Here is a 26630-nt window from a genome sequence, read left to right on the forward strand (position 1 = left end):
TGCCGGAAGAGCTGTCGCGGCTGAAGCCGCTCCTACAGGGAAAACGTATGTTCACGCGCGCGCCGGGCACAGCCGGCGGTATATCGCGCCGAAGCTGCGCACGGTGTGTTCGGCGTCTTCGCGCACCGCGCGGCATTGCGCGGACCAGGCCAGGCGCAGGCGCAGTTCGTCGTCGGCCAGGACCTGGCGCAAGGCTTCGGCCAGGCCGGCCCAGTCGCCGGTCGGCACCGCCAGCGCCGCCGACGGCGCCCATTCCAGCAGGTGCCCTACCCCGGTGCCGACGGTGGGCACGCCGGCCACCGCCGCTTCCAGCAACACCATCGGCCCTGCTTCGTGCAGCGACGACAGCACCAGCAGATCGGCGGCCTCCACCAGCGGGCGCAGTTCGCGCTGGGTCTTGAAACCGAGGAAACGCACCTGCTGCGACAGCCCGAGCTGCGCGACCAGGCGCTGCATCTCGCCGTCGAGCGTGTCCACGCCGACGATGTCGATCCGGAACGCGACCCCGGCCCGCGCCAGCGCCGCCAGTGCGCGCAGCAGCGTCGGCTGGTCTTTGACCCGGTTGAGGCTGGCCACGTGCAGCAGCTGCGCGGTGCCGCCATCGCGGCGGCGCGGCTCGCGCTGCGGCCAGGCGCGCAGGTCCACGCCCAGCGGCACGCGTTCGGCGGCGATGCCCAGCGCCTGCAGGGCCTCGACGATCGGCGCGCTGGCCGCGGTGACCGCGTTCGCCAGCCGCAGCACCAGCGCCTCGCGCAGCCGGCCCTGCCATTTGCGCCGCCCGCCGTAGCCGATGGCATGCAGCGCGACCAGTTCGCCGCCGGCGATGTGCACCAGGCTCGGCCGCCGCAGCAAGCGCGCGGCGGCCACCGCGATCAGGCTGCAGTGGCCGGAGAAGATCGATTGCACCAGGTCGAACGGCGCCAGGCGATGCTCGGCGCGGATCGCGGCGATCGCGCGCAGGCGGGTGCGGCCGTCGCCGATGTTGTGGATGTGCGCGCCGAGCAACTCCCAGCATGCCGGCGCAGGCTCCTGGTGCAGCACGAACACATGCAGCTCGTGGCTGCGTGCCAGGCGTTCGATCAGGGTCAGCAGCACCGGGATCACCCGGTACTCGCCGCTGCGGTCCACTCCGCCGGGCACCACCAGCGCCAGCTTCATGCCTCGCTCCGCGCGGCTTGCTCCAGCAGTTGCGCGTAGGCGCGCGACCAGCGCCGGCCCACCGCATCGAACGACAGCTGTGCATCGAAATGGGCGCGGACCTGCTCTGGCGACGGCCGTTCGGCGGCGGCATGCACCAGCGCCTCGGCGAGCAGGCCGGCATCGCCGGACGGCCACAGTTCGCCGACGCGGCCGCAGTCGGTGAGCGCGCGAAACGACGGGATGTCGGTCAGCACCGGCAGCGTGCCGCAGGCGAAGGCTTCCAGCGCCGCGTAGCCACAGCTTTCGCCCAGGCTGCCCGACACGAACAGATCCGCCGCGCGCATCAGCGTCTGCACCTGCGCATGGTCGACCTTGCCGAGCAGATGCACGCGCCCGCGCAGGCGCGGATCCTGCTGCACGCGTTGCTGGACCGCTTCCAGCAACGGCGCGCTGCCGTACGCGCAGAACAGCTGCAGTCCGGGCAGCCGTGCGGCGGCGCGGGCCACGCCTTCGAGCACGGTCAACGGGTCCTTGCCGGCGCTCAGGTGCCCGACCCACAGCACGCAGGGTTCACCATGCAGGCCGCTGTCGCGCCGCGCCTGGGCCCGGTCGCCGGGGGTGAAGCGGCAGCTGGATTCGGGAATCGCGAACAGCCGGGTGGACGGCGCGAACAGCCCGGCATGCACAAACGAGCGTGCCAGATCCAGCGAGGTGAAGGCGATGCCCGCTGCGGCCGCGTACCACTGCCGCCACTGCGAGCGGCGCCACCAGCGCGGCGGGCGATTGGCATGGTCCTGCAGCAGGATCGGCACCTGCGGCAGCTGCCGCGCCATCGCGCAGGCCTCGCGCGCGAACTCCAGGCCGTGCACGTGGACCACGTCGGCGCCGATCGCCTGCACGATGCCGGCGATGCGCCGCGCACGGCTGCTGGTGCCGGCATTGCCCGGATCGGTGAAGTGATATTCCACGCCGTTGCGCAGCAACTGCTCCGATGCGTCGGCGGCCTGGATCACCGACACGCGGGTGCCGGCGCTGGCCACCGCTTCGGAGATGTCGGCCAGCGACGGCCAGTGCGCGAACACCTGCGCCGGCGCCAGTCCCGGCGGCGTGCGGACGAAATTGATCTGGGCGACGTGCATGGATTTTCCGCGGGAAGACGACACGCCCTAGATGCCGGAGACCTGCGGCCGGCGCAGGCGCACCAGCCAATTGGCCAGGTTCAGTTCCCACGGCCGGTCGTAGCGCCGGTAGCGGTAGCGCCACGCTGCCATCGCGCTCAGGCCGCGCTTGGCCCAGCGCGGCGAGCGCAGGTCCTGCGCGGTGGGATAGCGGCAGCCCAGCACGGTGACGAAGTCGCGGATGCGCTGGCGCAGCGCGTCGTCGAGCCAGGGCGCGTCGGCATGGCAGGCGTAGTCCACCCATTGCGGCTGGGTCCACTCCTCCGGCGTGCGCGGGAACTCCACCGGCGCGCCGCGCAGGTCGCGCAACGGCATCGATGCGCGCTTGCCGCGGTCCTTCTCGTGGCGGCTGGCTTCCGGCAGCGGCGTGTACACATAGACGATGATTTCCGACTGCGGATTGATCTGCTTGAGTTCGCGAATGAACTCGAAGGTCTGCTCGGTCTCGTGCACGGTGTCCTGCGGCGGCGCGACCATGAACGACAACTCCGGGATCACCCCGTTGCGCCGGCACAGCTCGGCCACCTCCAGGGTCTGGTCCGGGCGCGTGCCCTTGCGGATTTCCTTGAGCATTGCCCCGCTCGGCGATTCGGCGCCGATGTAGGCCATGCGCAGCCGGCTCTTGCGCACCAGCTTCCAGGTGCTCTCGGACAGGTTGAGCAGCGCGTCGGCGCGCGCATAGCACCACCACGGCATCTCCAGCTTGGCCATGACCTCCAGCAGCGGGATCATCTCCGCCTCGCGGTCGAAGAAGTTGTGGTCGAAGAACTGGATCGAATCGGCGCCCAGTTCCTCTTTCAGATAGCGCAGCTCGCGCTCCAGCCGCGCCGCGGTGGGCAGCGCGGTGGCGCCGCCGAACATCGCCGCCACGCCGCAGAAGGTGCAGCGGAAACGGCAGCCGAGCGCGGCCTGGTGCGAGGCGGTGCGGCGGCCGAGGAAGCTGCGGCCCAGGTACTGGCGCGGGTCGCCGAGCTTCGCGTAAGGCAGCGCCGGCGCCGCCTCGCCGCGGCTGAAGCCGCGATTGCGGTTGTGCACGATCGCGCCGTCCTGTTTCCACGACAGGCCATCGATCTGCGCCAGACCTGGGCCTTCGCCGCGCAACGCCGCAACCAGTTCCGGCAGCGTGTCCTCGCCCTGCGCGCGGATCGCGTAGTCCACGTACGGCGCGCTCAGCGCGGTGTCGGTGTACAGGGTCGGGAAATAGCCGCCCCAGACGATTGGCATGGCTGGGAAGCGTTCGCGGATCGCGGTGGACAGCGCGATCGACGGTGCGATCTGCGGTCCGCCCATGACGCTGATGCCGACTGCGTCGTAGCGTTGTTCCTGCAACGCCTGCAGCGCGCTGTCGATGAAGCCGCGATCGACGTTGCCGTCGATGATGCGGCTGTCGCCGCTGCGGTCCAGCGCCGCGGCCAGGTTCAGCAGCGCCAGCGGAAAGCGGGCGTTGCCGCGCGAGGTGATGGTCGGATTGACCAGCAGCGTGTTCGGTGTGGAAGGCATGGGAGATGACCGCAAGGCGAGGCTCACGGCAGGCGCCGCAGCCGGAACACCAGCGCCACCGGAACCTGCAGCGCGGCAGGATCGAAGTGCGCGCCGGCGGGAATGTCGGCAGGATCGAGCATCGGTTCGCGCACCGCCTCGATCGCCAGCCCGAGCGCGGCGCAGGCCGCATGCCAGTGGCTGTAGAGGTGCTGGGTATGGCGCACCGCGTAACGCTGGCCAGCGGCCTTGAAATCGCGCTTCCAGCCCAACGCGTGGCCGATCGGATGCACGTCGCTGCACAGCACGCTGCCGCCTGGGCGGGTGACGCGGTGCAGTTCGGCCAGCGCCGGCAGCAGCTGCGGCAGATGCCCGACGACCAGGGCGCAGATGCTCAGGTCGGCCCCGGCATCGGCCACCGGCAGCGCGTCCAGGCTGCCTTCGCGCAGCGTGTAGCGATTGCCGGCGCCGGCCGCATCCAGTTCGCGCGCGGCGCGGCCGAGCATCTGTGGCGACAGGTCCACGCCGGTGGCGTGCGTGGCGTGGCGCTGCAGCGCATGCAGCAGATAGCGTCCGCTGCCGCAGCCGGCATCGAGCACGCGCTGGCCGTGCAGCGCGGGCGGCAGCAGCGCCAGCATGGCGCGCTGCTCGGCCTGCATCACCGGGTTGTGGGCGTGCGCCGGATAGCTCGCCGCCCACAGCGCATAGGCCTCGAACGGGTCCAGGATCGGCACGGCGCTCACGCGCGGCGCGCCTGCAGAGCGGACGGCTCGGCCGTGCGAAGCGCATCGCCCTGCAGCTCCAGCCCGGGTTCGAGCGCGAGCAGCGCGGGGTCGGCCAGCTCGGCGGCCAGCAGCTTCGGTACGCCGTCCAGCGTGACCGGCACCGCCGCCACGCCGGTGGCCTCGAACCAGTCGGCGAAATCGGGATCGGCGATGCGGGGTTGCCCATCGCGTACCACCGCACGCAGTTCGCTGCGCGCCAGCCCGACCAGGCTATGCGCCGGATCGCCGCCGCGGTCGCCGACGATCAGCAGATCCGCGGCGGTGCCGACCGCGAGACTGCCGCGTCCGGGCAGGCGTAGGATGCGCGCCGCGGCGGTGGTCGCCAGCGCCAGCGCCTGCCCGGCATCCACGCCGTTGGCGGCGGCCACCTGCAGTTCCTCAAGCAGGTCGCGCGCGCCGCTCAGGCGCGAATCGCTGCCCAGCGCCAGGCGCCCGCCCGCGTACAGCCGGCGTGGATCCAGCGTGCGCCCCAGCAGCGCCAGGTTGCTCGACGGGCACCACACCACGGCGGCGCCGCAGGCGAGCACGCGTTCGATGTCGGCGGTGTCGAGGCCCACGCCGTGGATCAGCACGCTGTTGGCGGCCAGGCAGCCGCGCCGGTCCAGTTCGGCCAGCTCGCCGGCGGCGACCGCATCGGTGCCCTCGGCCAGGTGGATCATCCACGGGCGGTCGGCGGCGGTCGCGGCGAAGCTCTGCGCCAGCGGCGGGCCGTAGTCGGGGCCGTGCAAGGCGTAGCTCCAACCGAACTCGCGTAGCAGCGCGACCGGGAAGTCCGCCGCGTCCAGTTCGGCATGCCACGGATCGTGGTGGGCGACGCAGGTGACGCCGGCGAGCAGGTTCTTCAGCGCGCCGTGGCGCAGGCGCAGCGCCTTGGGCAGCTGCAGCGCGGCGGCGACGGCGGGATCGCGGAAATGCGCAGCGAACGCCTCGATCCACGCGTAGCTGTTGGCGAACGGCGCGGTCTGCGGCAGCGGCGGCACCGCGTTGACCTGCAGGTGCTCGTGCGCATTGATCAGCCCCGGAAACACCAGGTGCCCGTGCAACGCGATCCGGTACGCCGCGGTGGCCGGCGCGGCGGCGATGCGTGCGCCGCGCAACGCCAGCGAGGCGCGCACCGCGCCGGCCGGTGTGGCCAGGCGCGCGCCGTGCAGGCAGGTCTCGGCGGTGGCGGAAGGCGTGCGCATCGGTCAGCGCTTGCGCATCACGATCAGGAAGTGATCGCCCATGTCGCGCAGCAGCGGCCAGCCGCCGATGCGGTCGTCCAGCCGGCCCAGGCGCTCGCCCCAGCGCGGGTGGCGGCGGTAGTGGTCGACCAGGTACGGCGGCGGCAGGCACAGGCTGAGCGCGCGATAGGATTCCAGTTCGAAATGCGCGGAAAAGGCGCGGTAGAACTCGCGCGGCAGGTAGTACCAGGTCCAGATCGTGTGCCCGTTCATGCCCACCGCGGTGACCCCGCGCGCGCCACGCACCGCGGCGCGGCGGAAGCGTCCGCGCAGCGCGTAATGGCCCACTTCCCACGGACACAGGCGTCCGATCACCGAGAACACCAGGCGCCCGTCGCGGCGCAGCAGGCGCGCGCATTCGGCTGCGACCGCGGGCAGGTCCGGCGCGCAGTTCAGCGGGCCGAAGTTGGAATACATGCCGTCGAACTCGCCGTCGAGGCGGTCCAGTTGCTGGATACCGACGTGCGCCGCGCTGAGCCGTCCCTGCAGCGCCGGATCCTGCGCCCGCTGCCGGGTACGCTCCACCATCTGCGGCGACCAGTCGGTGGCCAGCACCCGATAGCCGCGCTGCGCGAACTCGTGGGCGTCCAGGCCGGTGCCGCAGCCCAGGTCGATCAGCCGCGCGCCGACCGGCAACTGCGCCGCCACCGTGTCCCACAGGGTGGTGCGCATGCGCTGGATCAGCTCGTTGTTGCCGCGCGGGCCGTCGTAGTCGGCGGCGACGCTATCGAAGGCGCGCTGGGTCTCCAGCAGCAGCGCCGGATCGATCGTCGCCGCGCGCGCAGCGGCGCCGGGCTTGCCATTCGCAGTCACATCCACTCTCCACTCGCCTGCCGTCGTCGTCGGGATTGCCGTGCCGTCCGCAAGCGCGGATCGCACGGTATGCCAGTGAGTGCGGGTGGCGGGCGGTTTGGTTGAATCGCCGTGAGCGGCGGCGTACGTATTGGCGCTTATGCGCCGCTAAGGGCCTGCTGAGGCTGCGGCATGCGTGCGGCCTGCCGGCGCCGCAGCGCGTTGCGGACGATCGCGGCGAACACGCCAAGCCCGGCGCCCAGCATCAGCGCCACCGCCAGCACCAGCACCGGATTGGGAAATGCCGGGCGTTCGGGCACGTAGGCCGCCCACGGCGCGGAGGTGTCGTAGGTATAGCGTGCGCCGAGTCGGGCGAGCAGGTCGTCGCGCTCGGACTTCAGGCTGCGGATGGTCGCGTTCTTTTCCGACAGCAGCATGTTGCCGAGCAACTGCTGCTCGACGCTGCCCTTGCCCTCGGCCTGCTGTTGCAGCAGGTGCGCGCGCTCGGCCTGGGTCGTGGCGAGTTCGCTGCCGATGTCCTGCAGGCGTTCGCGCGTCTGCTGCATCGGCACGGCCTGGATGCGCCGGTGCAGCGCCTGCAGTTGCGCCGTCGTCGCCGCGGCCAGGGCGCGCGCCTGCTGCGCCGAATCGGCGCGCAGGCTCAACTCGATCAGGTTGGCGTAGGGATCCGGGTCCAGTTTCAGGCTGCTGCGGTACAACGCGGCCTCGTGCCCGTTCAACGGCAGGCCCAGGCTGCGCAGCACCTGGTCCTGGAACAGCCGGGTCTTGATCCGCTCGATCACGCGCTGGAACGGCTCCAGCTTGGGATCGCGCCCGGCCGGGGTCGGGCCGAATTCGCCGACCTGCACCCACGCGGTGGCCTGCCACTGGCGCGTGGCCACATGCAGGAAGGCGAACGCCAGCGCCAGCGCGGCGAGCAGCGGCAGCACGCACCATCTCCACTCGCGCCGCAGGATCCGCCACAGGTCGATCAGGTAGATTTCGTCTTCTTTCATGGCAAGGTACTTCCCGGAGAAAAAGGTGGCGACAGCGCCTGCCCCGCCCTGCCCGGCGCTGCCGCCAGCGCCGCGCGGCGGTTCGGCAACAGCGCGCTGCAGGCGTGCAGGACCAGGCACAGCGCGATGAAACCGGCGTTGGTCCAGGTGAAGGCCTGCGGCGCGAACGGCGACATCAGGCAGGCGTAGGCGATGCGCAGGAACACCAGCAGGTTGAACAGCGACACCGTGCTGCCGAGCAGGCGCACGCTCCACAGCAGCGCCGCGTACAGCGCCAGCATCGCGGCCAGCGCGGCGCCGGCGCCGCCGGCCAGCAGGAACGGGAAGAATTCGGTGCCGACGTTGATGTTCGGCGCATCCAGCGGAATGCCGGTGCCGGCGGTGGCGATCGAGCCGCTCAGCGGCACCAGCTGGTTGACCAGGAAACTGGCGTTGACGTAGTCCTTGGCCAGCATCGCGCCGAAGTTGTAAGGGCCGGCGCCGATGTACAGCAGCAGCCACTTGATGCCTTGCGGCGCGGCGCGGTACAGCGCGCCGAACGGCAGCGTCACCGAATCCAGCGAGCCCGAGCGCAGCGTGCCCAGCAGCGAGAACGCCGCGCCGCCAGCGACCAGCAACGCCACGATGGCCTTCCACGGCACCGGCCGCGCCGGATCGCGCCGCAGCAGCAGGAGCAGCGCGAAGCTGAACAACCCGGCGAAGATCCGGTTGCGGTCGATCACCAGCACCGGGAACACGAAACCGGCGACGATCATCGCGTTGCGCAGCGCCTTGTCGCGTACGCACAGCAGCGCGATCGGCGGCAGGATCCAGCACATGTTGGACAGGTGCCGCACGTGCGAATGCAGCGGTGTCAGGTCGGCATACGCGGAAGGATTGGTGAACAGCGGAATCGGGAACAGCGCCAGGTCCAGCACGCAGAACACGCCGACCAGTGCGGCCAGGCACAGCGCGACGAAGGCCTCGCGGGTGCCGGCATAGCGGCGCGCGCGAAACGCGGCCAGCGACGGCAGGCGGATGCCGTGCAGCGCATCCAGCAGCAGCGTCGTCGCGGCCGCGGCGGCCAGCAAGGCGATGCCGGCGGCATAGCCGGGCGGCAGATCGAAGCTGAGCAGGGTCAGCGCGCAACTGAACAGCAGCGGCAGGCCGAAATAGCTCGACGGCAGGCGCAGCAGGCGTTTCATGCGCGCTCGGCCAGAGGCGCCGCTGCGGCCGGCCGCATGCGCGCCAGCAGCGACAGCCAGGCATGCGCCAGCAAGTGGCCGCCCAGCGCCGCCGGCTGCCGCCGCAGGAACGCGATCTTGGCCGCGATGTAGTGCGCCTGCGCATGCAGCAGCGTGCGGCACGGCGCATCGAACAGCGCCGCGCGGCGCAGCGCCACCTGCCGCGACTCGGTCAGATTGGCCAGGCGGCTGGGCAAGTGCCGGGTCCTGCTGGCGTTGGCGCCGTGCAGCCGGTAGGCGCAGACGCCGACGTCGATGAAACCCAGCGCGTCGCGCGCGACCAGGCGCAGGAAGAAATCCCAGTCCTCGATGTGCAGCTCTTCGTCCCAGGCCACGCGCGCCTGCAGCGCGCTGCGCCGCACCAGCGCCACCGCCCCGCTTACCGCCCAATGCCGGATCACCGCGCGGCGGATGCCGGCGTCGCTCAGGTACAGGCGTTTGTCCACGCCGTGCAGGTCGCGCATGCTGCTCTGGTGCAGCAGGCGCCCGTCCGCATCGACCACCACCGCATCGCCGATCACCGCGGTCTTGTCCGGCGAAGCGCGCAGGTAGGCGACCTGCGCGGCCAGGCCGCCCGGCAGCAGGTAGTCGTCGCTGGCGCCCAGGCGCAGGAACTCGCCGCTGGCCATCGCCACCAGATGGTTCAGCGTGGCGGCGATGCCGCGGTTCTCGCGCGGCCAGAACCGCACCGGGATGCGCTGTCCGTGCAGCGCGATCCACTCGGCGATGCGCGCGGCGGTGGCGTCGCTGGAGCCGTCGTCGACGATCACCAGTTCCTTGTTCGGATACGGATCCTCCAGCACGCTGTCCAGGCAGCGCTGCACGAAGCGTTCGTGGTTGAACGCCGGCACCAGCACCGACACCAGCGGCATGTCGCCGCGCAGTCCGCGTTCGTCCATCAGCGCAACCCTCCCAGATAGCGGCGCACCACCACGACGTTGAACGCCAGGTACAGCGCATAGTTGACCGCGAATGCGTATGCCGCCCCGATCAGGCCCATGCGCGCGGTGAACAGATAGACCAGCCCCAGATAGCTGGCCGCGAACACGCATTCGGAGATCACGAACAGCCGCGTCATCGCCTTGGCCAGCATCAGGTACGACAGCACGAACGAGGCGATCTTGATCACGTCGCCGACCAGCTGCGGCGCGTACAGCGGCGCGGCGGCGGCGAAGTCGGCGGCGAACAGCAGCCGGGTGATCCAGTCGCGGCACAGATAGATCGCCGCGGCCAATGCGATCACCGCCGGCAGCACGTAGCGGTAAGCCGTGCGCAACTCCAGCAGCAACCCGGCGCGATCGCGCAGCGCCGCCAGCTTCGGCAGGTAATAGACGTTGATCGCGGTGGTGAAGAACAACAGATAGGCCTCGGAGACCTTGCTCACCGCCTGCCAGTAGCCGACCTGTTGCCAGCCGAAGGTGTCGGCCAGATGGTCGCGCACGCCGATGTTGACCAGCAGCGGCAGCAGCGCCGAGGTCAACGTCATCACCGAGAACGCGGCTAGCCGCCGGGTCATCTCCGCATCGAAGCGGATGCGCAACATGTCGCGGCGGAAATACGGGCTGCGCCGCAGCGCCGGCAGGCCGGCGCACAGCCACAGCACCTGCCCGGCGACCAGCGCCAGCAGCGCGCCGTACAGCTGCAGCCAGCGCGACAGCCACAGCACCACCAGCACGCTGAGCACCGAGCCGGCGACCTGGATGAAGGCCAGCCGGCGCACGTCCATGAAACCGTTGACCACCGCCAGGATGTAGTTGACCAGGGCGATGCCGAGCTGGGCCACGGCCAGCACGCAGATCAGGCTCTGGTACTGCGGATCGCCGAGCAGGCGCTGCGCGATCTGGCGGCTGAACAGCAGCGCGACCAACCCCATGACGCAGGCAGCGCAGCACGCATAGCCCAGTGCCGCGCCGAGCAGCCGCGCCAGTTTTTGCGCATCGTCGCGGTACTCGGCCACGTACTTGACGATGCCGGCACCGATGCCGCCGCCGGCGAGCACCGCCAGCAGCGACATCAGGCTGGTGAACTGGCCGAGCCGGGCCACGCCGGCCGGCCCGGCATACACCGCGACCAGCTTGAGCACCAGCAACGCGGCCAGCAGCTTGGCCGCGGTGGCCACGCCGCTGTACAGGCCGCTGCGCAGCACGTTCATGCCGCGCTGGCCTCGAACGCCAGGCAGGCGTCGATCACCCGCTGCACCGCGGCTGCATCCAGGGTCGGCCCGATCGGCAGGCTCAGCACCTCGCGGTGCAACTGCTCGCACAGCGGCAGGCTGCGTCCGCTCAGCCCGGCATAGGCCGGCTGCCGGTGCGGTGCGACCGGATAGTGCACCAGGCAGTGGATGCCGCTGGCCAGCAGATGGCGCTGCAGCGCGTCGCGCCGGGCGCAGCGCAGCACGAACAGATGCCAGGCGTGCGCCGCATCGTCGGGCACCTGCGGCAACTGCAGCTGCGGATGCGCGATGCCTGCGCGGTAGCGCCGCGCCACATCGCGGCGCAGGGCGATGTCGGCATCCAGGTAGTGCAGCTTGACCCGCAGCAACGCCGCCTGCATTTCGTCCAGGCGTGAGTTCACGCCTTGCACCAGGTGCCGGTACTTGATGTCCGAGCCGTAGTTGCGCAGCATCCGGATCTGCGCGGCCAGCGCGTCGTCGTCGGTCGTCACCGCGCCACCGTCGCCGAGCGCGCCCAGGTTCTTGCCGGGGAAGAAACTGAAGCCGGCGGCGTCGCCGAAACTGCCGGCGTGGCGTCCGTGCAGGCGCGCGCCGTGCGCCTGCGCCGCGTCCTCGATCAGCAGCAGGCCATGCTGCCGCGCCAGCGTCCGCAGCGCCGCCATGTCCGCCAGTTGGCCGTACAGGTGCACCGCCATGATCGCCCGCGTGCGCGGGCCGATCGCGCGTTCCACACTGGCCGGATCCAGGTTGAAGCTGACCGGATCCGGTTCCACAGGCACCGGCAGCAGCCGGTTCTCGCTGATCGCCAGGAAGCTGGCGATGAAGGTATTGCCCGGCACGATCACCTCGTCGCCGTCGCGCAGCCGGCCCAGTTCGCGGTAGCCGCGCAGGATCAGGGTCAGCGCGTCCATGCCGTTGCCCACGCCGATCGCATGCGCGGTGCCGCAATAGGCGGCGAACTCGCGCTCGAACGCGTCGAGCTCCTCGCCCAGCACGTACCAGCCCGAGTCGATCACCCGTGCCGCCGCGGCCTTCAGTTCGTCGGCATAGCGGGCATTGAGCGCGCGCAGGTCCAGGAACGGCACGCTCATCGCAGGTCCCAGGCGTAGAAATCGTGGACCACGCCGCGCGCGCCGAAGCGCTCCTTCTGCGTGACCAGGCCGTCGTTGAGCAGTTGGCCCTGCTGCTCGGTGGAAATGCCGAGGCTGAAGTAGTCGCGCTGCGCGTAGCGGTGTTCGATCAGGTCGGCCAGCAGCAGGCTGAGCGCGTCCACGCGCCGGCCCTGCTCGGAACAGGCCAGGTACTGCGTGTGCACCACGCGGCCGAAGTCGTACAGCAGCGTGCCGGCCAGCAGGCTCTCGCCGTCGCGCACTTCGTACAGCAGCAGTTGTTCCGGGAAGCGCCCGCACAACAGGCGCAGTTCCTGCAGGCTGTGGGTGGGCGTGGCGCCGTGGCGCTGCAGCACCTCGCTCAGCAGCGCATGGAACGGGGCCGGATCGTCGCTGCGCTGCACGCGCAGGCCGGCCTTGCGCGCCTTGCCGATCGAGCGCCGCCGTTCTGCGGCGAAGTGCAGCGGCTCGCGCAAGGCGATGGCCGAGGACAGGTCGCGGCGTTGCAGCCGCGCACCGAGCCGATGCAGGGCGTAGAGATCCTCTTCCGCCGGCGACGCATGGAACAGGTGCGGCACCGCCTTGTACAGCAGCTCGTGCACGCCGAGGGCACGGTAGTGCGCGGCGATCTGTTCGAACACGTCCAGCGTGGCCGCCGCGCGCAGGCCATGCGCGGACAGCAGCCCGGCATAGCTCAGCCCGGCATGGCTGACCACGCGCGCGCCCTCGAGGTTGGCCGGGAACACCGCAAGCAGCGCACCGCCGCGTTCGACCAGCAGCGAGGCGTCGACGAAGCGCTCGGCGTGGTAGTCCATGTAGCCGCGCCGGTGCAGCAGGTTGCCGTTGCGGGATTCGGCGATCAACGCGTCCCAGGCCGGCGCATCGGCGGCGGTATAGGGCCTAACCGAAATCATCGCCACTCCCCTCGCCTGCGCCCTGCGCCAGCGGCGCCACCGCCACGCCGAAGCCGTCGCGGCCCATGTCGTTGCCGTTGTAGAACATCAGCACGCGGTCGCGGTGCCGGATCAGCGCCGGATAGCACAGCGTGCGCGCGTCCCAGCCGCCGGGCGAAAGCGCCATGCCGAAGGCCTCGTCGCAACGCTGCCAGTGGTGGCCGTCGTCGCTGCGCGCCACGCCGGGGAAATACGCCCCGCCGACATTACCGCGGGTGAAGTACATCAGGTAACCGCCCTGGTGGCGGTACACGCGCGGGCGGCCGATGCGGTATTCGCTGCCCTGCGGTTGCAGGCATAACGTGTCCTGGCGCGGGATCGCCTGCAGGTCGTCGGTCTCGGCGTAGCGGATGTGGTAGCGCGGGAACGGCGTGCCGTCGATGTGCTCCCAGTCGTCGCCGACCGCGTACCACAGCCGCCAGCGGCCGTCCTCGTAGCGCGCCGAATGCACCGCGGCGATGGTGCTGCGCCCGGGTGCGCGGTCCAGCAGCGGCGTGTCCTGGCGGCGCTGGAACGTTTCGCCGCCGTCGCTGGACACCGCCAATCCGGTGAAGGCCAGGAACTTGGCCTTGGCCACGCGCTGGAAGCCGACATAGAACATGTACAGCCCGTCCGGCGCGGCGACCACGTCACCGAGGATCATGCCGTTGTCGTCGAAGCAGCCGTCGCGGCCGATGTCCAGCACCGGCGCGGCGCTGACCCGCACCACCCGGGTCGGATCGTCGCCGCGCACGTCGACGTAGCCGATGCGGCTGATCCCGGCGTCGTCGCGGAAGCCGGCGTAGACGCGGATCAGCTCGGCGTCCAGGCGATGCGGCGTCGGCGTCAACGCCGAATGCCGCATCCAGCCGCCGACGCCGTCGCGTGCGGTGGCGAACGCCAGGCCGCGTTTGCTCCAGTCGAACATGGCGTCAGAGCGTCACGTCGAAGCTGGACTTGCCGGCCACCGCGCGCGCCGGCGCGCCGACGTAGACCCGGCCCGGCTCGGTGTCGCGGGTGACCAGCGCGCCGGCGCCGATCACGTTGTCCGCGGCGACCTTGACCCCGTCGCTGAAGGTGGCATTGACTCCGACGAAACTGCTCTGGCCGATCTCGCAATAGCCGGAAATCACCGCATGCGAAGCGACGAACACGTGGTCGTGGATCACCGTGCGGTGGCCGATGTGGTTGCCGCTCCACAGGATGCAGTTGTCGCCGATGCGCGTGAACGGTTGCACCACATTGCCTTCGAACACGAAGCAGTTCTCGCCCAGCTGCGCATTGCGCCAGACGAAGGCGCGCGAACTGACGTAGCTGGCCAGGCGGTAGCCGCGGCGCTTGGCGTCGAGGAAGAAGCGCGTGCGCAGGCGGTTGAGGCCGCTGGCGGGAATCGCCACGAACGCCTCGACCTCGCCCGGCGGGTACAGCCGCTCCAACTCTTCGTACGCCACCACCGGCCGCTCCGCCAGCGTCGGCGCGGCGATGTAGTCGCGCTCGGCGCTGAAGGCCAGTACCTCGTAGTCGCTGTCGTGGCTGAAGTATTCGCAGGCGATCTGCGCCATTTCGCCTGCGCCGATGATGACCAATGATTTCGCCATGGCGCTACGCCTCCTGCCGGCGTTCGCCCGCGGCTTCGCGCAGGAAATCGTCGTAGTCGAGGATGTAGTCGGCCGGATCGTAGGCCTGGTCGGCCAGCACCATCAGCACGCAGTCGGCACTGAAATCGTACAGGTCGCGCCACACCATGCTGCCGAGCAGCAGGCCCTGGGAAGGGTCGTCGAGCACCACCTGCACCGGTCCGCTGCCGTCGTCGAGCAGGAACGACACCGAGCCATGCAGGGCCACCGCCAATTGATTCAGATGGCGGTGCGCGTGCTGCCCGCGGTGCACGCCGTGCTTGGTCGCGAACAGGTAGTACACGCGCCGGATGTCGAAGGGCACGTCGCGTTGCTGCTCCAGGGCCACGAGCAGACCGCGCTCGTCGCCGTGCGTACGCAACTGGATTCGTTCGATTGCCATAGTGTGTCCGACACGGACTCCGACGCGGAGTTACCAGGCTGAGTGCCGCCGGCCGGCGCAAAGGTTGCGCCCCGCCACGCGCAGTGCCGCTGCGAACGCCGCCGCCACGCCGACGCAACCTTTTGCCGCGCGCCCGGCACCCATCTGCGACCACCACTGCGCCGGCCTTGCGCTGCCCGCGGGTGGCGCCGCACGACGCCGCGAACGGCAGCGCGCATTCCATCGACACGACCTGGACAGGGCACGCCACCATGACTTCATCCACGCAGGCCGACGACGGCACCTCTCTCTCCGGCGCACCGGAGCATCCGCCGCGCACATCCGCAGCGGCAGGGTTGCCGCGGCCGATGGTGGTGCTGCACTGGCTCACCGTGCTGTGCCTGGTGCTGGCGGCGAGCCTGATCCTGCTGCGCGAAGAGGTCGAAGGCCGCGCCGTACGCCAATGGTTGCTGGAGGGACATCGGCATTTCGGCCTGTTCGTACTAGGTCTGTTTTTCCTGCGTGTGGCGCTGCGCCTGCGCCTGGGCAAACGCCACGACCCCGATGCCGCCTCGCCGCTGCTGCGGGCGCTGGCCGGGCTTACCCACGTGGTCATGTACGCGCTGCTGCTGACCCTGCCGGTGCTGGGCTGGGCGCTGAGCCAGTCCATGGGCAAGCCGGTGCACCTGTTCGCCGCCACGCTGCCGGAACTGGTCGCCCCCGATCCGGATCTGGCCGACACGCTCGGCGCCTGGCACGTCTACGCCGCCTGGGCGCTGCTCGGCCTGATCCTGCTGCATATCGGTGCCGCGCTCTGGCACCACTTCGTGCGCCGCGACGACACCCTGCGGCGAATGCTGCGCTTCCGCCGCGGCTGAGCCGCGCCGCCACCCTTCCCTCGTCCGCCGCCGCGCCGACCCGCTCAAGGACCCATCGCATGCAGACCGCCCCGTCTCCTTCTTCTTTCTTCCGTGCCGGCACGCTGCGCGGCGCCGAGCAGGTCCTGCTGTGGTCCACGCTCGGCTCGCTGTTGCTGCTGGCCAGCCCGCGCGCCGCGGCGGTGCCGGCGTTCGCGCGGCAGACCGGCTCCTCCTGCGCGGACTGCCACATCGGCGCCTATGGCCCGGCGCTGACCCCGTACGGCATGCGCTTCAAGCTCAACGGCTACACCGACAGCGACGGCAACGGGACCAAGATCCCGGCCTCGGCGCAGCTCACCGGCACCCGCAGCGTGCCGGTGCGCGGCAAGACCAACAACCAGCTCAGCGAGGGCGATCTGTATCTGGCAGGGCGTGTCACCGACAACATCGGTGGCTACATCAAGGTCTCCAGCACCAATAACGGCAAGGACAAGTTCACCACCAAGCTGGACAACGTGGACCTGCGTTTCGTCGCCAAGACCTTCAAGCTCGGCGGCAAGGACGCCCTGCTCGGGGTCAGCGTCAACAACAATCCGGGCAGCCAGGATCCGATCGGCGTGCTGCCCAACGCCTCCGGCCTGGGGCCGGCCTCGGCCTATGCCAGCTCCACCACCCTGCTCAACCAGTCCTCGCTGTCCAACCGGGTGATCGGCACCAGCGTCTACGGCGTCTACGACCGCAACTGGTACGGCGAGATCGGCACCTACAACGCGCTGCCGGTCTCCACCCAGGACGACCTCGGCTACGCGGTCGGCGGCGACCCAGGCAAGCTCAGCGACACCGGCTACCTGCGCCTGAGCTACATGAAGGACATGAAGAAGCAGTTCTTCTCGGCCGGCGTGGTCGCCCTGACCACCCATCGCCAGCTGCCGCGCAGCACCGGCCCGCGCGACGACTTCACCGACCTGGGCTACGACCTGAACTACCAGTTCCTGGGCACCCGCGAGCACATCCTCAAGCTCGGCTATCTCAACATCTACGAACGCCGCCGCTACGGCAGCGCGCTGATCGACCCGGCCGATCCCAGCGTGGCCGGACTGCGCCGCGGCAGCATCCGCGACCAGTCGATCAACCTCAGCTACACCTACAAGCAGAGCTATGGCCTGCTGCTGGCGCACTTCATCAATACCGGTTCGGACGATGCGTTCCGCTACCGCCCGTACGCCGCCCCGGACACCACCAGCAACCTGATCAGCGCCTCCTGGGCGCCGTTCGGCAAGGACGATTCGTTCACCTCGATCGCCAATATGCGCCTGTCCGCCACCTGGTTCCGTTTCAGCAAGTTCAACGGCACCACCGGCAACGTGTTCGGCGCCCTGCCGGTGACCCGCCCGCACGACCTGAACCAGTTCTCGCTGGCCCTGAGCCTCGCGTTCTGAGCACACCTTTCCCCCCAAGTACGGATCGCCATGAAAGCAGCCAACCCATTTCCCCTGTGGTGCACCCTGATGGCCAGCCTGCTGCCGCTCGGCGTCGCGCTCGCGCCCGCCGCGCAGGCCGGCGGCGGCCTGCCCGGCGCCGGCGTGTTCGCCACCGAATGCGCCGAATGCCATAGCGCGGCGCCGGGCAAGAACAAGAAGGGCCCGACCCTGTTCGGCGTGGTCGGACGCAGCGCCGGCAGCGTGCCCGACTACCGCTACTCGGACGCGATGAAGAAGACCCAGTGGACCTGGAGCGACGACAAGCTGCGCAGCTACCTGGCCCAGCCCGCATCCAAGGGCGTGCCCGGCGCCAACATGAAGTACGACGGGCTCGACGACAGCAAGCAACTGGAAGACCTGATCGCCTATCTCAATACCCTGCATTGAAGTCGGCACCCGGCCCCGGCATAGTCGAACCTGAACCCGGCATCCGCCGCCGGGCGTCCGCCGTGTCGCCGCCAGTGCGCAATGCCGATAATGGCGATCGTCCACGCGGCGGGCGCTCCAGCGTTGCCGCTGGCACGTGCCCCAGCGTCCCATGCGATCCGACCCGCGACCATCGAGCGCCCGTGCACAACCGCCCTTCCGCCGCCGGCTCCCTGTCCCCGACCGCCCTGCCCGCGACCGCGATGGGCCGCCGCCGCAGATGGGCATCCCGACCGGCATGACCACGGCCGCAGGTGACCTGGCGCAGCGCGTCGCGTGCCTGCGCCCGTTGCCCGGCACGCTGGCGCTGGCGGCGGCGCTGTGCCTGCCGGACACGGCGCTGGCGGCCAAGCTGGGCGGCGCGGTCGGGCTCAGTTCGCAATTGGTCGATCGCGGCATCGCGGTGACCGCCGACACCCCGTCCCTGCAGGTCGCCGGCTACTGGCTGCCCGCGCCGGGCTGGTCGCTGGGCGCGTCCGCCAGTACGGCGCTGGACGCGCCGGGCCACCAGCTGCTGACCACGGTCGAGCTGTCGCGCAGCTGGACCCTGTCCGACAGCTGGCAGATGCAGGCCGGGCTGCTGCGCTACGACTACCCCGGCAACCGCATCAATCGCCTGTTCAACCGCAACGAGGCCAGCCTCGGCTGGTCGTACCGGGACCGGCTGAGCGTGTCGCTGGCCGCGTTCGAGCTGCCCGACAGCTACCGCGGCCGCTGGTACGGCGCCGCCGACCTCACCGTGCACCAGCCGCTGCCGGGGCAGCTGTCGCTGTCGGCCGGGATCGGCATCAGCCAGGCCCCGCCGGCGCTGTACGGGCTGGACTACGCCGACCACTACAGCTACGGCCACGCCGGGCTGATGTGGAACGCCGGCGCCTGGAGCGTGGAGATCGACCGCGTGTTCAGCGACGCGCGCAGCATCTACGCCAGGCGCGGCAACGGCATCTGGCCGTGGGTGGTCACCGTGTCGCGCGCCTTCTGATCCGCACGCAACCTTTTCGTGCCGACCCGGCACATACCGGTGCCCGTTGCCAAGCCAGCCCTCCATGACCGACACCGATCCACTAGGCGATGCCACCGACCGCATGCTGCTCCGGCGCATGGCCGGCGGCGACCGCGATGCGCTGGCCACCCTGTACCGCAACTACCACGGGCGCCTGTGCCGGTTCCTGTCGCGGCTGACCCGGCGCCCGGACATCATCGAGGAGGCGATCAACGACTGCTTCTGGATCGCCTGGCAGAAGGCCGGCGACTTCCGCGGCGATTCGCAGGTCTCGACCTGGATCATGGGCATCGCCTACCGCTGCGGGCTCAAGGCGATCCGCCACCACAGCGACGAGGCGATCGAGGACGGGGTGAGCGCCGAAGAGCATTTCGGCTCCTCTTCCGACCCGGACGAGGACCGCGAACTGCGCGACTGGCTGGGCAAGGGCCTGGAGCGGCTGTCGGCCGACCAGCGCCTGGTGGTCGAACTGGTCTACGGCCTGGGCCACAAGCTGGAAGAAGTCGCGGCGATCATGCAGTGCCCGGTGGGCACGATCAAGGCGCGGCTGTTCCATGCCCGGGTCAAGCTGCGCAACGTGCTGCCGGGATTGGCCGGCGGCGCTTCCCCTCTGACGGAGAGCGTGTCATGAAGACAGGCTTCAACGAGCCGGGCAACGAGTGCTCGCATGCCTGGGAACTGATGCCGTGGGTGCTGCAGGCCAGCGCCACGGAAGAACAACACGAGTGGCTGATCGCGCATCTGGCCAAGTGCAGCTTCTGCAGCGCCGAGTTCGCGCAGCAGAGCCGGCTGCGCATGGCGATGTCGCTGCCCAGCGACGTGCCGGTGGACGCCGAAGCCGGGCTGCAGCGCCTGCTCGGCCGCCTCGACGCGCCCGAACCGCAGCGCCTGCCGGCGCGCGTGCGCGCCAGCTGGACCACGCGTGCGCTGGTCGCCGCGGCGCTGGTGCAGGCGGTCGGACTGGGTGTGCTCGGGGTCAGGCTGTCCGCCAGCGACCAGGGCCAGGGTGGCGGCTACCGCACCCTCAGCGAGACCGCGCAGCCGCTGGCGAGCGATGCGATCCGCGTGGTGCCGGATGCGCGCATGACCCTGGCCGACTGGGACGCGGTACTGCGCAAGCTGCAGCTGCGCGTGGTCGGCGGCCCCAACGGCGCCGGCGCCTACACCGTGGTGCCGGTGCAGGCCGGATCGCCGGCGCAGCCGCAGCGCAGCGTGCAGCAGCTGCGTGCGACGCCCGGCATCCGCCTGGCGGAGCCGATTTCCGCACCATGAGCCTGCGTCGCGCCTGCCTGCTCGTCGTCTGTCTCGCCCTCGGCGCCTGTGCCCATGGCGGGCGCGGTGCCGTCGACGCGCCCGTGGCGGCCGCAGCGGCGCCGGCGAAGATCCCGACCCTGGACGCCTCGCCGGCCTTGGACAGCCAGCGCCAGATCGTGCTCGCGGTGGCCAACCCGATGGCCGCGCCGGGTCGGCATGCCGGCTCCAATCTGATCGGCTATGCCTCGTCCAAGTATTACGGTGCCGGCACCCAGGCGGCGGCGACGCTGGACGCGCTGACCCAGCGCTACAGCCTGCGCCAGGTGACCGGCTGGCCGATCAAGCCGCTCGGCGTGTACTGCGTGGTGTTCGAGCCGGCGCCGGGCACGGAGCGCGACGCGCTGCTCGCTGAACTGGCCAAGGACGAACGCGTCGCGCTGTCGCAGCCGCTGCAGGAATTCGCCACCTACGCCGACGCCGCACCGCCGGCCAAGGCCGCGCAGCCGCTGCGCTACAACGATCCCTACGTGGACATGCAGCGCGGCTTCGCCGCGACCAACGCCGCCACCGCGCAGGTGCTGAGTCAGGGCCAGGGCGTGGGCGTGGCCATCGTCGATACCGGAGTGGACACCGCGCATCCGGACCTGCAGGGCCGGCTGCGCGAGGTGCGCGACATGGTCGGCGCCGATCCCACGGCGTTCAATCGCGACCACCACGGCACCGAAGTGGCCGGGATCATCGCCGCCGGCAGCAACAACCATCTCGGCATCGTCGGCATGGCGCCCAAGGCCATTCTCGACGTGTACAAGGCCTGCTGGTATCCGCAGCGTGCCGGCGCCGGCGCCGGCTGCAACTCCTTCACCCTGGCCAAGGCGCTGGTCGCGATCGGCGACACCCGGGCGCGCATCATCAATTTGAGCCTGGGCGGCCCGGCCGATCCGCTGCTGCGCAAGCTGCTCGAGCAATTGCTGCGGCAGGGCCGCATCGTGGTCGCGGCGATGCCGCCGGACGGCCGCCTGGACGGCTTTCCCGATGCCACCCCGGGGGTGATCGTGGTGCGCACCAGCAGCCCTACCCCGTCGCCGCCGGGCGTGCTCAGCGCACCGGGCGAGGACATCCTCACCACCCAGCCCAACGGCGGCTACGACTTCACCTCCGGCTCGTCGATGGCCACCGCGCACGTCAGCGGCGTGGTCGCGCTGCTGCTGGCGCTGGCGCCGCAGCTGGACGCGCGCAGCGTGCACGAGCTGCTGCGCCGGACCAGCCGGCAGCGCGACGGCCTGCTGCAGGTGGATGCCGCCGCCGCGGTACAGGCGCTGCCGCGCACCGCCGCCACGGCGCGCTGAGCGTTGCGCATGGCCAAGTGGATTCCGCACTGGATGCACCGGCTGGCCTCGCCGCCGACCTTCTACAGCGTCGCCGGCGCGATCCAGCCGTGGGCGCTGGGCGCGGCGCTGCTGCTCGGCGCGGTGGCGTTCTACGGCGGCCTGGTGCTGGCGCCGCCGGACTACCAGCAGCACGATGCCTACCGGATCATCTTCATCCACGTGCCCAGCGCCTGGATGAGCCTGTTCGTGTATGTCGCGATGGGCGCGGCCGGCTTCGTCGCCCTGGTCTGGCGGCTGAAGCTGGCGGAAGTGGCGTGCATGGCCTCCGCCTCGATCGGCGCCGCGTTCACCTTCATCACCCTGTGCACCGGTTCGCTGTGGGGCAAGCCGATGTGGGGCACGTGGTGGACCTGGGACGCGCGGCTGACCTCGGAACTGGTGCTGCTGTTCCTGTACCTGGGCGTGATCGGCCTGTACCGCGCGATCGAGGATCCGCGCCAGGGCGCGCGTGCCGCGGCGCTGCTGGCGCTGGTCGGGCTGATCAACCTGCCGATCGTGCATTTCTCCGTGGTCTGGTGGAACACCCTGCACCAGGGCTCCACGGTGCGCGTGCTCGGCCCGTCGAAGATGCCGCTGGCGATGCTGTGGCCGCTGCTGACCGCGGTTTTGGCGAGCAAGTGCTACTACCTGGCCAGCCTGCTCGGGCGCATGCGCACCGACCTGCTGGCGCTGGAGCGCGGCAAGGGCTGGGTGCGCGCGCTCGCGCTGGCCGCAGACGCGCCGGCGTCGCTGCCGGAAGCGCGCGTTCCGGCGGAGCGCGCGGCATGAGCGGGTTCTGGGCGATGGGCGGCTACGCCGCCTACGTGTGGAGCGCCTACGCGCTGTTCCTGCTGGTGCTGCTGCTGGACACGCTGCTGCCGCGCTGGCGGCAGCGGCGCCTGCTCGCCGAGACGCGCGCGCAGTTGCTGCGCGAACACACCCGCCGCCAGCGCGGCGCAGCGCCGCTGGCGCCAGGTATCGACCATGAATCCCACCCGTAAACGCCGGCTGCTGATCGTGCTGCTGGTGCTGGGCGCCGCCGCGCTCGCCACCGGCCTGTTCGTGCTGGCCCTGCAGCACAACATCAGCTACCTGTTCACGCCGAGCCAGGTGCAGGCCGGCCAGGCCGACGGCTACCGCGTGTTCCGCCTCGGCGGCATGGTCAAGGCCGGCTCGATCCGGCGCAGCGCCGATTCACTGCGGGTGGAGTTCACCGTGATCGACAAGTCCGGCGCCACCGCGGTCGCCTACACCGGGATCCTGCCGGACCTGTTCCGCGACAACCAGGCGGTGATCGCCACCGGTTCGCTGCAGGGCGCCGGTTTCGTCGCCACCGAGGTGCTGGCCAAGCACGACGAGACCTACATGCCGCAGGAACTGAAGGACGCGATGGCGCAGGCCCACGAGGGCCGCACCGCGGCGGCGGTTTCCGCATCGGCCGCCACGTCCGCCACGCCATGACGCGGATGCCGACCTGCCGCACCGCGCTGCGCTGGCCGCGTTCGGTCGCCCTGCCGCGATGACCGCCGAACTTGCCCAGCTCGCGTTGATCCTGGCCCTGTTGCTGGCGCTGGCGCAGGGTGTGCTGCCGCTGCTCGGCGCCTGGCGCGGCGATCGCGCGTTGATGGCGGTGGCGCGGCCTGCGGCTTGCGCGCAAGCGCTGTTCGCCTGGCTGGCCTTCGCCCTGCTCGCCTATGCGCTGCTGCGCCTGGATTTCTCGGTGCGCTACGTGGCCGCCAACGCCAACTTGGCGCAGCCCTGGTACTACCGGCTGGCCGCGGTGTGGGGCGCGCACGAAGGCTCGCTGCTGCTGTGGATCGCCATCCTCAATCTGTGGACGCTGCTGCTGGCGCGCAGCAGCCGGCACCTGCCGGAGGCGTTCGCCGCGCGCGTGCTCGGCGTGCTCGGCCTGATCGCCGCCGGCTTCCTGGCGTTCGTGCTGTTCACCTCCAACCCGTTCGCGCGGCTGTCGCCGATGCCGCTGGACGGCAACGAACTCAACCCGGTGCTGCAGGATCCGGGCATGGTGTTCCACCCGCCGGTGCTCTACACCGGCTACGTCGGTTTCTCGGTGGCCTTCGCCTTCGCCATCGCCGCCCTGCTCGGCGGCGAACAGCAGCAGGCCTGGGTGCGCTGGGCGCGGCCGTGGACCAATGTCGCCTGGGGCTTCCTCACCGCCGGCATCGTCGCCGGCAGCTGGTGGGCCTATGCCGAACTGGGCTGGGGCGGCTGGTGGTTCTGGGATCCGGTGGAGAATGCCAGCTTCATGCCGTGGCTGGTCGGCGCGGCGCTGATCCACACCCAGGCGGTCACCGAAAAGCGCGGCGCGCTGGGCGCCTGGACCCTGCTGCTGTCGATCCTCGCCTTTTCGCTGTCGCTGCTCGGTACCTTCCTGGTGCGCTCGGGCGTGCTGACCTCGGTGCACGCCTTCGCCGCCGACCCGCGCCGCGGCCTGTATATCCTCGGCTTCCTGATCGTGGCGGTCGGCGGTGCGTTGCTGCTGTACGCGCTGCGCGCGCCGCGGCTGGCCGCCGGCAAGCCGTTCGCCGCCCTGTCGCGGGAAACCGCGATCCTGGTCGGCAACCTGATGCTGACCGTGGCCGCGGCGATGGTGCTGCTGGGCACGCTGTTCCCGCTGCTCGGCGATGCGCTGCGCTTGGGCAAGGTCTCGGTCGGCCCGCCCTACTTCGGCCTGCTGTTCCCGCTGCTGATGCTGCCGGTGGTGCTGCTGCTGCCGTTCGGCCCGTACCTACGCTGGGGCCGGACCGAACCCGGCGCGCTGCAGGCGGTGGCCGTGCGCGCGGTGCTGGCCGCACTGGCCTGCGCCCTGGTCGCCTTCGTGCTGACCGACGGCTCGGCCCGTGCCGTGGCCGGCGTCGCCGCCGCCACCTGGATCGGTGTCGGTACCGCCTTGTATACGTACAAGCGCCTGCGCGAAGCGCCGTGCGGGCGCCGTTTCCCGGCGGAGCTGGCCGGCATGTTGCTGGCCCATGCCGGCGTGGCGGTGTTCGTGGCCGGCGTGCTGCTGTCGGAAAGCCTGTCGATCGAGCGCGACGTGCGCCTGGCGCCTGGGCAGAGCGAACAGATCGGCGGCTATGCGTTCCGCTTCGACGGCGTGCGCATGATCGACGGCCCCAACTGGAAGGCCGAGCAAGGCACGCTGACGGTGAGCCGCGATGGCACGGCGGTGGCGGTGTTGCATCCGCAGAAACGCCTGTATTCCAGCGAGCGGATCCAGACCGAGGCGGCGATCGATGCCGGCGTCACCCGCGATCTGTACGTCGCGCTGGGCGAGCCGATGGACGACCAGCACATCGAGAACGCCTGGACCCTGCGCCTGTACTACAAACCCTTCATCCGCTGGATCTGGCTGGGCGGCCTGCTGATGATGCTCGGCGGCTTCGTCAGCGCCTGCGCGCGCCGGCTGCGTGCGCCGCATGCGGTCGCGCTCGACCCGGGCCTTGTCGCGCCTGCCGCCCCGGCAACAGCGGGCGTATCGCCATGAGCCGGCTGCTGCCCCTGCTCGGCTTCCTGCTGCTGGCCGCGTTGTTCGGCTTCGGCATCTACTGGAGCCGCGCGCACGACCCGCGCGAAGTGCCCTCGCCGCTGATCGGCAAGCCGGCGCCGGCGTTCTCGCTGCCGCGCCTGGACGATCCCGCGCAGCGCGCCGGCAGCGCCGAATTGCGCGGCCGGCCGTACCTGCTCAACGTGTTCGGCAGCTGGTGCCTGGCCTGCGGCGAAGAGCATCCTGTGCTGCTGGCGCACGCCAACGACCTCGGGGTCGCACTGATCGGCTACGCGTACAAGGACGACCCGCAAGACGCGCGTGCCTGGCTCGCGCAGCGCGGCAATCCTTATGCGCTGGTGGTGGTCGATGAGGACGGACAGCGCGCGATCGACTTCGGCGTCTACGGCGCCCCGGAAACCTTCCTGATCGATGCCCAGGGCGTGATCCGCTACAAGCATGTCGGCGTGCTGACTCCTGCGGTGATCGCCGAAGAACTGCGCCCGGCGATCGCCGCGCTGGACGGAGCGCAGCGATGAACGTGCCCTTTGCACTGACGCTACGCGGCCGGCCATGGACCAGACCGTGGCTGGCGTTGCTGGTCTTACTGCTGCTCACGCATGCGGTGCCGGCGGCGGCGCAGGCGGTGGATCCGCTGCCGTTCCAGGACCGGCAGCAGGAACTGCGCTTCCAGCGCCTGACCGCGCAATTGCGCTGCCTGGTCTGCCAGAACGAGAACCTCGCCGACTCCAACGCGACGCTGGCGCGCGACCTGCGCCACCAGGTGTTCGCGCAGTTACAGGCCGGCCGCAGCGATGCGCAGATCAAGCAGTACATGGTCGATCGCTATTCGCAGTTCGTGCTCTACGACCCGCCGCTGGCGCCGGCGACCTGGCTGCTGTGGTTCGGTCCGCTGCTGTTCCTGCTCGGCGGCGCGGCCATGGTCGCGGCCACGCTGCGGCGCCGGGCCGCCGCAGCGGCGCACGCGGCGCCGGAACAGGAGCCGGAAGAACAATGGTGACCGCCGGCTTCTGCATCGCCGCCGCGCTGATGCTCGGCATCGCGCTCGGCGTGCTGCTGCGGCCGCTGCTGCGCCGGCGTCCGGGCGCGCGCAGGTTGCGGCTTGGCGCCGCGGCGCTGTTGGCCGTGGCGCTGCCGCTGGCGAGCGCCGGCCTGTATCTGCTGGTCGGCGATCCGGCCGCACTTGCCGGCGTGCCCGTGCAGGCCGCAGCGGCACCCGACCCGGGCGTGGCGCAGCGGACACTGCAGCAATGGCTGGACCAGGCCGCGGCGGCCGTGCAGGCGAAACGCAGTGCCGAAGCGCGCGACGCCTACGCGCAGGCGCTGCGGATCGATCCGGACAACAGCGACGCACTGCTCGGCTGGGTCGAGGCGGACATGGCCGAGCAAGCCGATTTCGCCGTCGGCACGACCGCGCACGGCATGCTCGAGCGCGTGCTCGCGCAGCAACCGGACAACCAGCGCGCCCTGTGGATGCTCGGTATCGGCGAATTCCAGCAGCGCCGCTACGCCAACGCCGCGGCGCAGTGGCGACACCTGCAAGGCCTGCTGCCCGAGGCTTCCCCGCTGCGCGACGCGGTGGCGCAAAAAATCGCCGCCGCCGAAGCGATGGCCGCGACGCCCACGCCTGCGCCCTCCGCAGCGCGCTGAAGCGCCATTGCTTGC

At 70.7% G+C, this 26630-nt stretch carries 29 protein-coding genes; 14 read left to right on the plus strand and 15 right to left on the minus strand.

From position 1 onward, the window contains the following. Nucleotides 1-51 precede the first annotated feature (51 nt). The 15 genes from HEP74_RS10510 to HEP74_RS10580 all read right to left on the minus strand — a co-directional run bounded on the left by HEP74_RS10510 (nt 52) and on the right by HEP74_RS10580 (nt 15069). Nucleotides 52-1158 (minus strand): glycosyltransferase family 4 protein, encoded by a 1107-nt coding sequence (locus tag HEP74_RS10510; RefSeq protein ID WP_185816387.1) that lies wholly within the window; start codon nt 1156-1158, stop codon nt 52-54. Continuing rightward, a complete protein-coding gene (locus HEP74_RS10515) occupies nt 1155-2279 on the minus strand; it encodes a glycosyltransferase family 4 protein (protein ID WP_185816388.1) in 1125 nt (374 codons plus the stop codon). Before HEP74_RS10515 ends, HEP74_RS10510 begins: the two co-directional genes overlap by 4 nt. Before the next feature lie 27 nt (nt 2280-2306). After that, nucleotides 2307-3818: a B12-binding domain-containing radical SAM protein gene (locus HEP74_RS10520; RefSeq protein ID WP_185816389.1), complete on the minus strand. Its 1512-nt coding sequence runs from the start codon at nt 3816-3818 to the stop codon at nt 2307-2309. A 23-nt stretch (nt 3819-3841) separates the two neighbouring features. Continuing rightward, complete coding sequence (locus HEP74_RS10525; RefSeq protein ID WP_185816390.1) at nt 3842-4540, minus strand: class I SAM-dependent methyltransferase; 699 nt, start codon at nt 4538-4540, stop codon at nt 3842-3844. Next, nucleotides 4537-5766, minus strand: coding sequence for an amidohydrolase family protein (locus tag HEP74_RS10530; RefSeq protein WP_185816391.1), 1230 nt, complete (start codon nt 5764-5766; stop codon nt 4537-4539). Before HEP74_RS10530 ends, HEP74_RS10525 begins: the two co-directional genes overlap by 4 nt. A gap of 3 nt (nt 5767-5769) precedes the next feature. Continuing rightward, nucleotides 5770-6618: a class I SAM-dependent methyltransferase gene (locus HEP74_RS10535; protein WP_185816392.1), complete on the minus strand. Its 849-nt coding sequence runs from the start codon at nt 6616-6618 to the stop codon at nt 5770-5772. A 137-nt stretch (nt 6619-6755) separates the two neighbouring features. Next, the gene (locus HEP74_RS10540) at nt 6756-7613 is read right to left on the minus strand and encodes a Wzz/FepE/Etk N-terminal domain-containing protein (RefSeq protein ID WP_185816393.1); all 858 of its coding nucleotides are present in this window, start codon (nt 7611-7613) and stop codon (nt 6756-6758) included. After that, a complete protein-coding gene (locus tag HEP74_RS10545) occupies nt 7610-8797 on the minus strand; it encodes a hypothetical protein (protein WP_185816394.1) in 1188 nt (395 codons plus the stop codon). The genes HEP74_RS10540 and HEP74_RS10545 overlap by 4 nt, the downstream gene beginning before the upstream one ends. Beyond that, on the minus strand, nt 8794-9735 hold the full coding sequence (locus HEP74_RS10550; RefSeq protein ID WP_185816395.1) for a glycosyltransferase: 942 nt from the start codon (nt 9733-9735) through the stop codon (nt 8794-8796). The genes HEP74_RS10545 and HEP74_RS10550 overlap by 4 nt, the downstream gene beginning before the upstream one ends. Further along, entirely contained in the window at nt 9735-10988 is a 1254-nt protein-coding gene (locus HEP74_RS10555) for an O-antigen translocase (protein WP_185816396.1), read from the minus strand. Before HEP74_RS10555 ends, HEP74_RS10550 begins: the two co-directional genes overlap by 1 nt. Then, nucleotides 10985-12100, minus strand: a complete 1116-nt coding sequence (locus HEP74_RS10560) for a DegT/DnrJ/EryC1/StrS family aminotransferase (protein WP_185816397.1) — start codon at nt 12098-12100, stop codon at nt 10985-10987. Before HEP74_RS10560 ends, HEP74_RS10555 begins: the two co-directional genes overlap by 4 nt. Next, nucleotides 12097-13032, minus strand: a complete 936-nt coding sequence (locus HEP74_RS10565) for a GNAT family N-acetyltransferase (protein ID WP_185816398.1) — start codon at nt 13030-13032, stop codon at nt 12097-12099. Before HEP74_RS10565 ends, HEP74_RS10560 begins: the two co-directional genes overlap by 4 nt. Next, nucleotides 13019-13978: a glycoside hydrolase family protein gene (locus HEP74_RS10570; protein WP_185816399.1), complete on the minus strand. Its 960-nt coding sequence runs from the start codon at nt 13976-13978 to the stop codon at nt 13019-13021. Before HEP74_RS10570 ends, HEP74_RS10565 begins: the two co-directional genes overlap by 14 nt. A gap of 4 nt (nt 13979-13982) precedes the next feature. Further along, nucleotides 13983-14648 (minus strand): acetyltransferase, encoded by a 666-nt coding sequence (locus HEP74_RS10575; protein ID WP_185816400.1) that lies wholly within the window; start codon nt 14646-14648, stop codon nt 13983-13985. Nucleotides 14649-14652: 4 nt separating this feature from the next. Next, nucleotides 14653-15069 (minus strand): sugar 3,4-ketoisomerase, encoded by a 417-nt coding sequence (locus HEP74_RS10580; protein ID WP_185816401.1) that lies wholly within the window; start codon nt 15067-15069, stop codon nt 14653-14655. Between the two features lie 347 nt (nt 15070-15416). On the opposite strand from HEP74_RS10580, the gene HEP74_RS10585 reads away from it, so the two are divergent. The 14 genes from HEP74_RS10585 to HEP74_RS10650 all read left to right on the plus strand — a co-directional run bounded on the left by HEP74_RS10585 (nt 15417) and on the right by HEP74_RS10650 (nt 26615). Beyond that, the gene (locus HEP74_RS10585) at nt 15417-15926 is read left to right on the plus strand and encodes a cytochrome b (RefSeq protein ID WP_185816583.1); all 510 of its coding nucleotides are present in this window, start codon (nt 15417-15419) and stop codon (nt 15924-15926) included. Nucleotides 15927-15985: 59 nt separating this feature from the next. Next, nucleotides 15986-17347 carry a cytochrome C gene (locus HEP74_RS10590; RefSeq protein ID WP_185816402.1) on the plus strand — a complete coding sequence of 454 codons (1362 nt, stop codon included), beginning with the start codon at nt 15986-15988 and terminating at the stop codon, nt 17345-17347. Nucleotides 17348-17377: 30 nt separating this feature from the next. Continuing rightward, entirely contained in the window at nt 17378-17776 is a 399-nt protein-coding gene (locus HEP74_RS10595) for a c-type cytochrome (RefSeq protein WP_185816403.1), read from the plus strand. Nucleotides 17777-18053: 277 nt separating this feature from the next. Next, nucleotides 18054-18797, plus strand: a complete 744-nt coding sequence (locus HEP74_RS10600) for a TorF family putative porin (protein WP_255427933.1) — start codon at nt 18054-18056, stop codon at nt 18795-18797. A 64-nt stretch (nt 18798-18861) separates the two neighbouring features. Further along, nucleotides 18862-19449 (plus strand): RNA polymerase sigma factor, encoded by a 588-nt coding sequence (locus HEP74_RS10605; RefSeq protein ID WP_053841697.1) that lies wholly within the window; start codon nt 18862-18864, stop codon nt 19447-19449. Beyond that, nucleotides 19446-20090, plus strand: a complete 645-nt coding sequence (locus HEP74_RS10610; protein ID WP_185816404.1) for an anti-sigma factor — start codon at nt 19446-19448, stop codon at nt 20088-20090. Before HEP74_RS10605 ends, HEP74_RS10610 begins: the two co-directional genes overlap by 4 nt. Then, nucleotides 20087-21418 (plus strand): S8 family serine peptidase, encoded by a 1332-nt coding sequence (locus HEP74_RS10615; RefSeq protein ID WP_185816405.1) that lies wholly within the window; start codon nt 20087-20089, stop codon nt 21416-21418. The genes HEP74_RS10610 and HEP74_RS10615 overlap by 4 nt, the downstream gene beginning before the upstream one ends. Nucleotides 21419-21427: 9 nt before the next feature. After that, nucleotides 21428-22228 (plus strand): heme ABC transporter permease, encoded by an 801-nt coding sequence (locus HEP74_RS10620; RefSeq protein ID WP_185816406.1) that lies wholly within the window; start codon nt 21428-21430, stop codon nt 22226-22228. After that, a complete protein-coding gene (gene ccmD, locus HEP74_RS10625; protein ID WP_185816407.1) occupies nt 22225-22440 on the plus strand; it encodes a heme exporter protein CcmD in 216 nt (71 codons plus the stop codon). The genes HEP74_RS10620 and ccmD overlap by 4 nt, the downstream gene beginning before the upstream one ends. After that, on the plus strand, nt 22424-22900 hold the full coding sequence (gene ccmE, locus HEP74_RS10630) for a cytochrome c maturation protein CcmE (protein WP_185816408.1): 477 nt from the start codon (nt 22424-22426) through the stop codon (nt 22898-22900). The genes ccmD and ccmE overlap by 17 nt, the downstream gene beginning before the upstream one ends. 58 nt (nt 22901-22958) lie before the next feature. Then, nucleotides 22959-24944 carry a heme lyase CcmF/NrfE family subunit gene (locus HEP74_RS10635; protein ID WP_255427934.1) on the plus strand — a complete coding sequence of 662 codons (1986 nt, stop codon included), beginning with the start codon at nt 22959-22961 and terminating at the stop codon, nt 24942-24944. Next, on the plus strand, nt 24941-25483 hold the full coding sequence (locus HEP74_RS10640; RefSeq protein WP_185816409.1) for a DsbE family thiol:disulfide interchange protein: 543 nt from the start codon (nt 24941-24943) through the stop codon (nt 25481-25483). The genes HEP74_RS10635 and HEP74_RS10640 overlap by 4 nt, the downstream gene beginning before the upstream one ends. Then, nucleotides 25480-25965, plus strand: coding sequence for a cytochrome c-type biogenesis protein (locus tag HEP74_RS10645; protein ID WP_185816410.1), 486 nt, complete (start codon nt 25480-25482; stop codon nt 25963-25965). Before HEP74_RS10640 ends, HEP74_RS10645 begins: the two co-directional genes overlap by 4 nt. Then, nucleotides 25959-26615, plus strand: a complete 657-nt coding sequence (locus HEP74_RS10650) for a tetratricopeptide repeat protein (protein ID WP_185816411.1) — start codon at nt 25959-25961, stop codon at nt 26613-26615. Before HEP74_RS10645 ends, HEP74_RS10650 begins: the two co-directional genes overlap by 7 nt. Nucleotides 26616-26630 lie beyond the last annotated feature (15 nt).

The sequence above is a fragment of the Xanthomonas sp. SS genome (genome assembly GCF_014236835.1).
Classification (GTDB): Bacteria; Pseudomonadota; Gammaproteobacteria; order Xanthomonadales; family Xanthomonadaceae; genus Xanthomonas_A.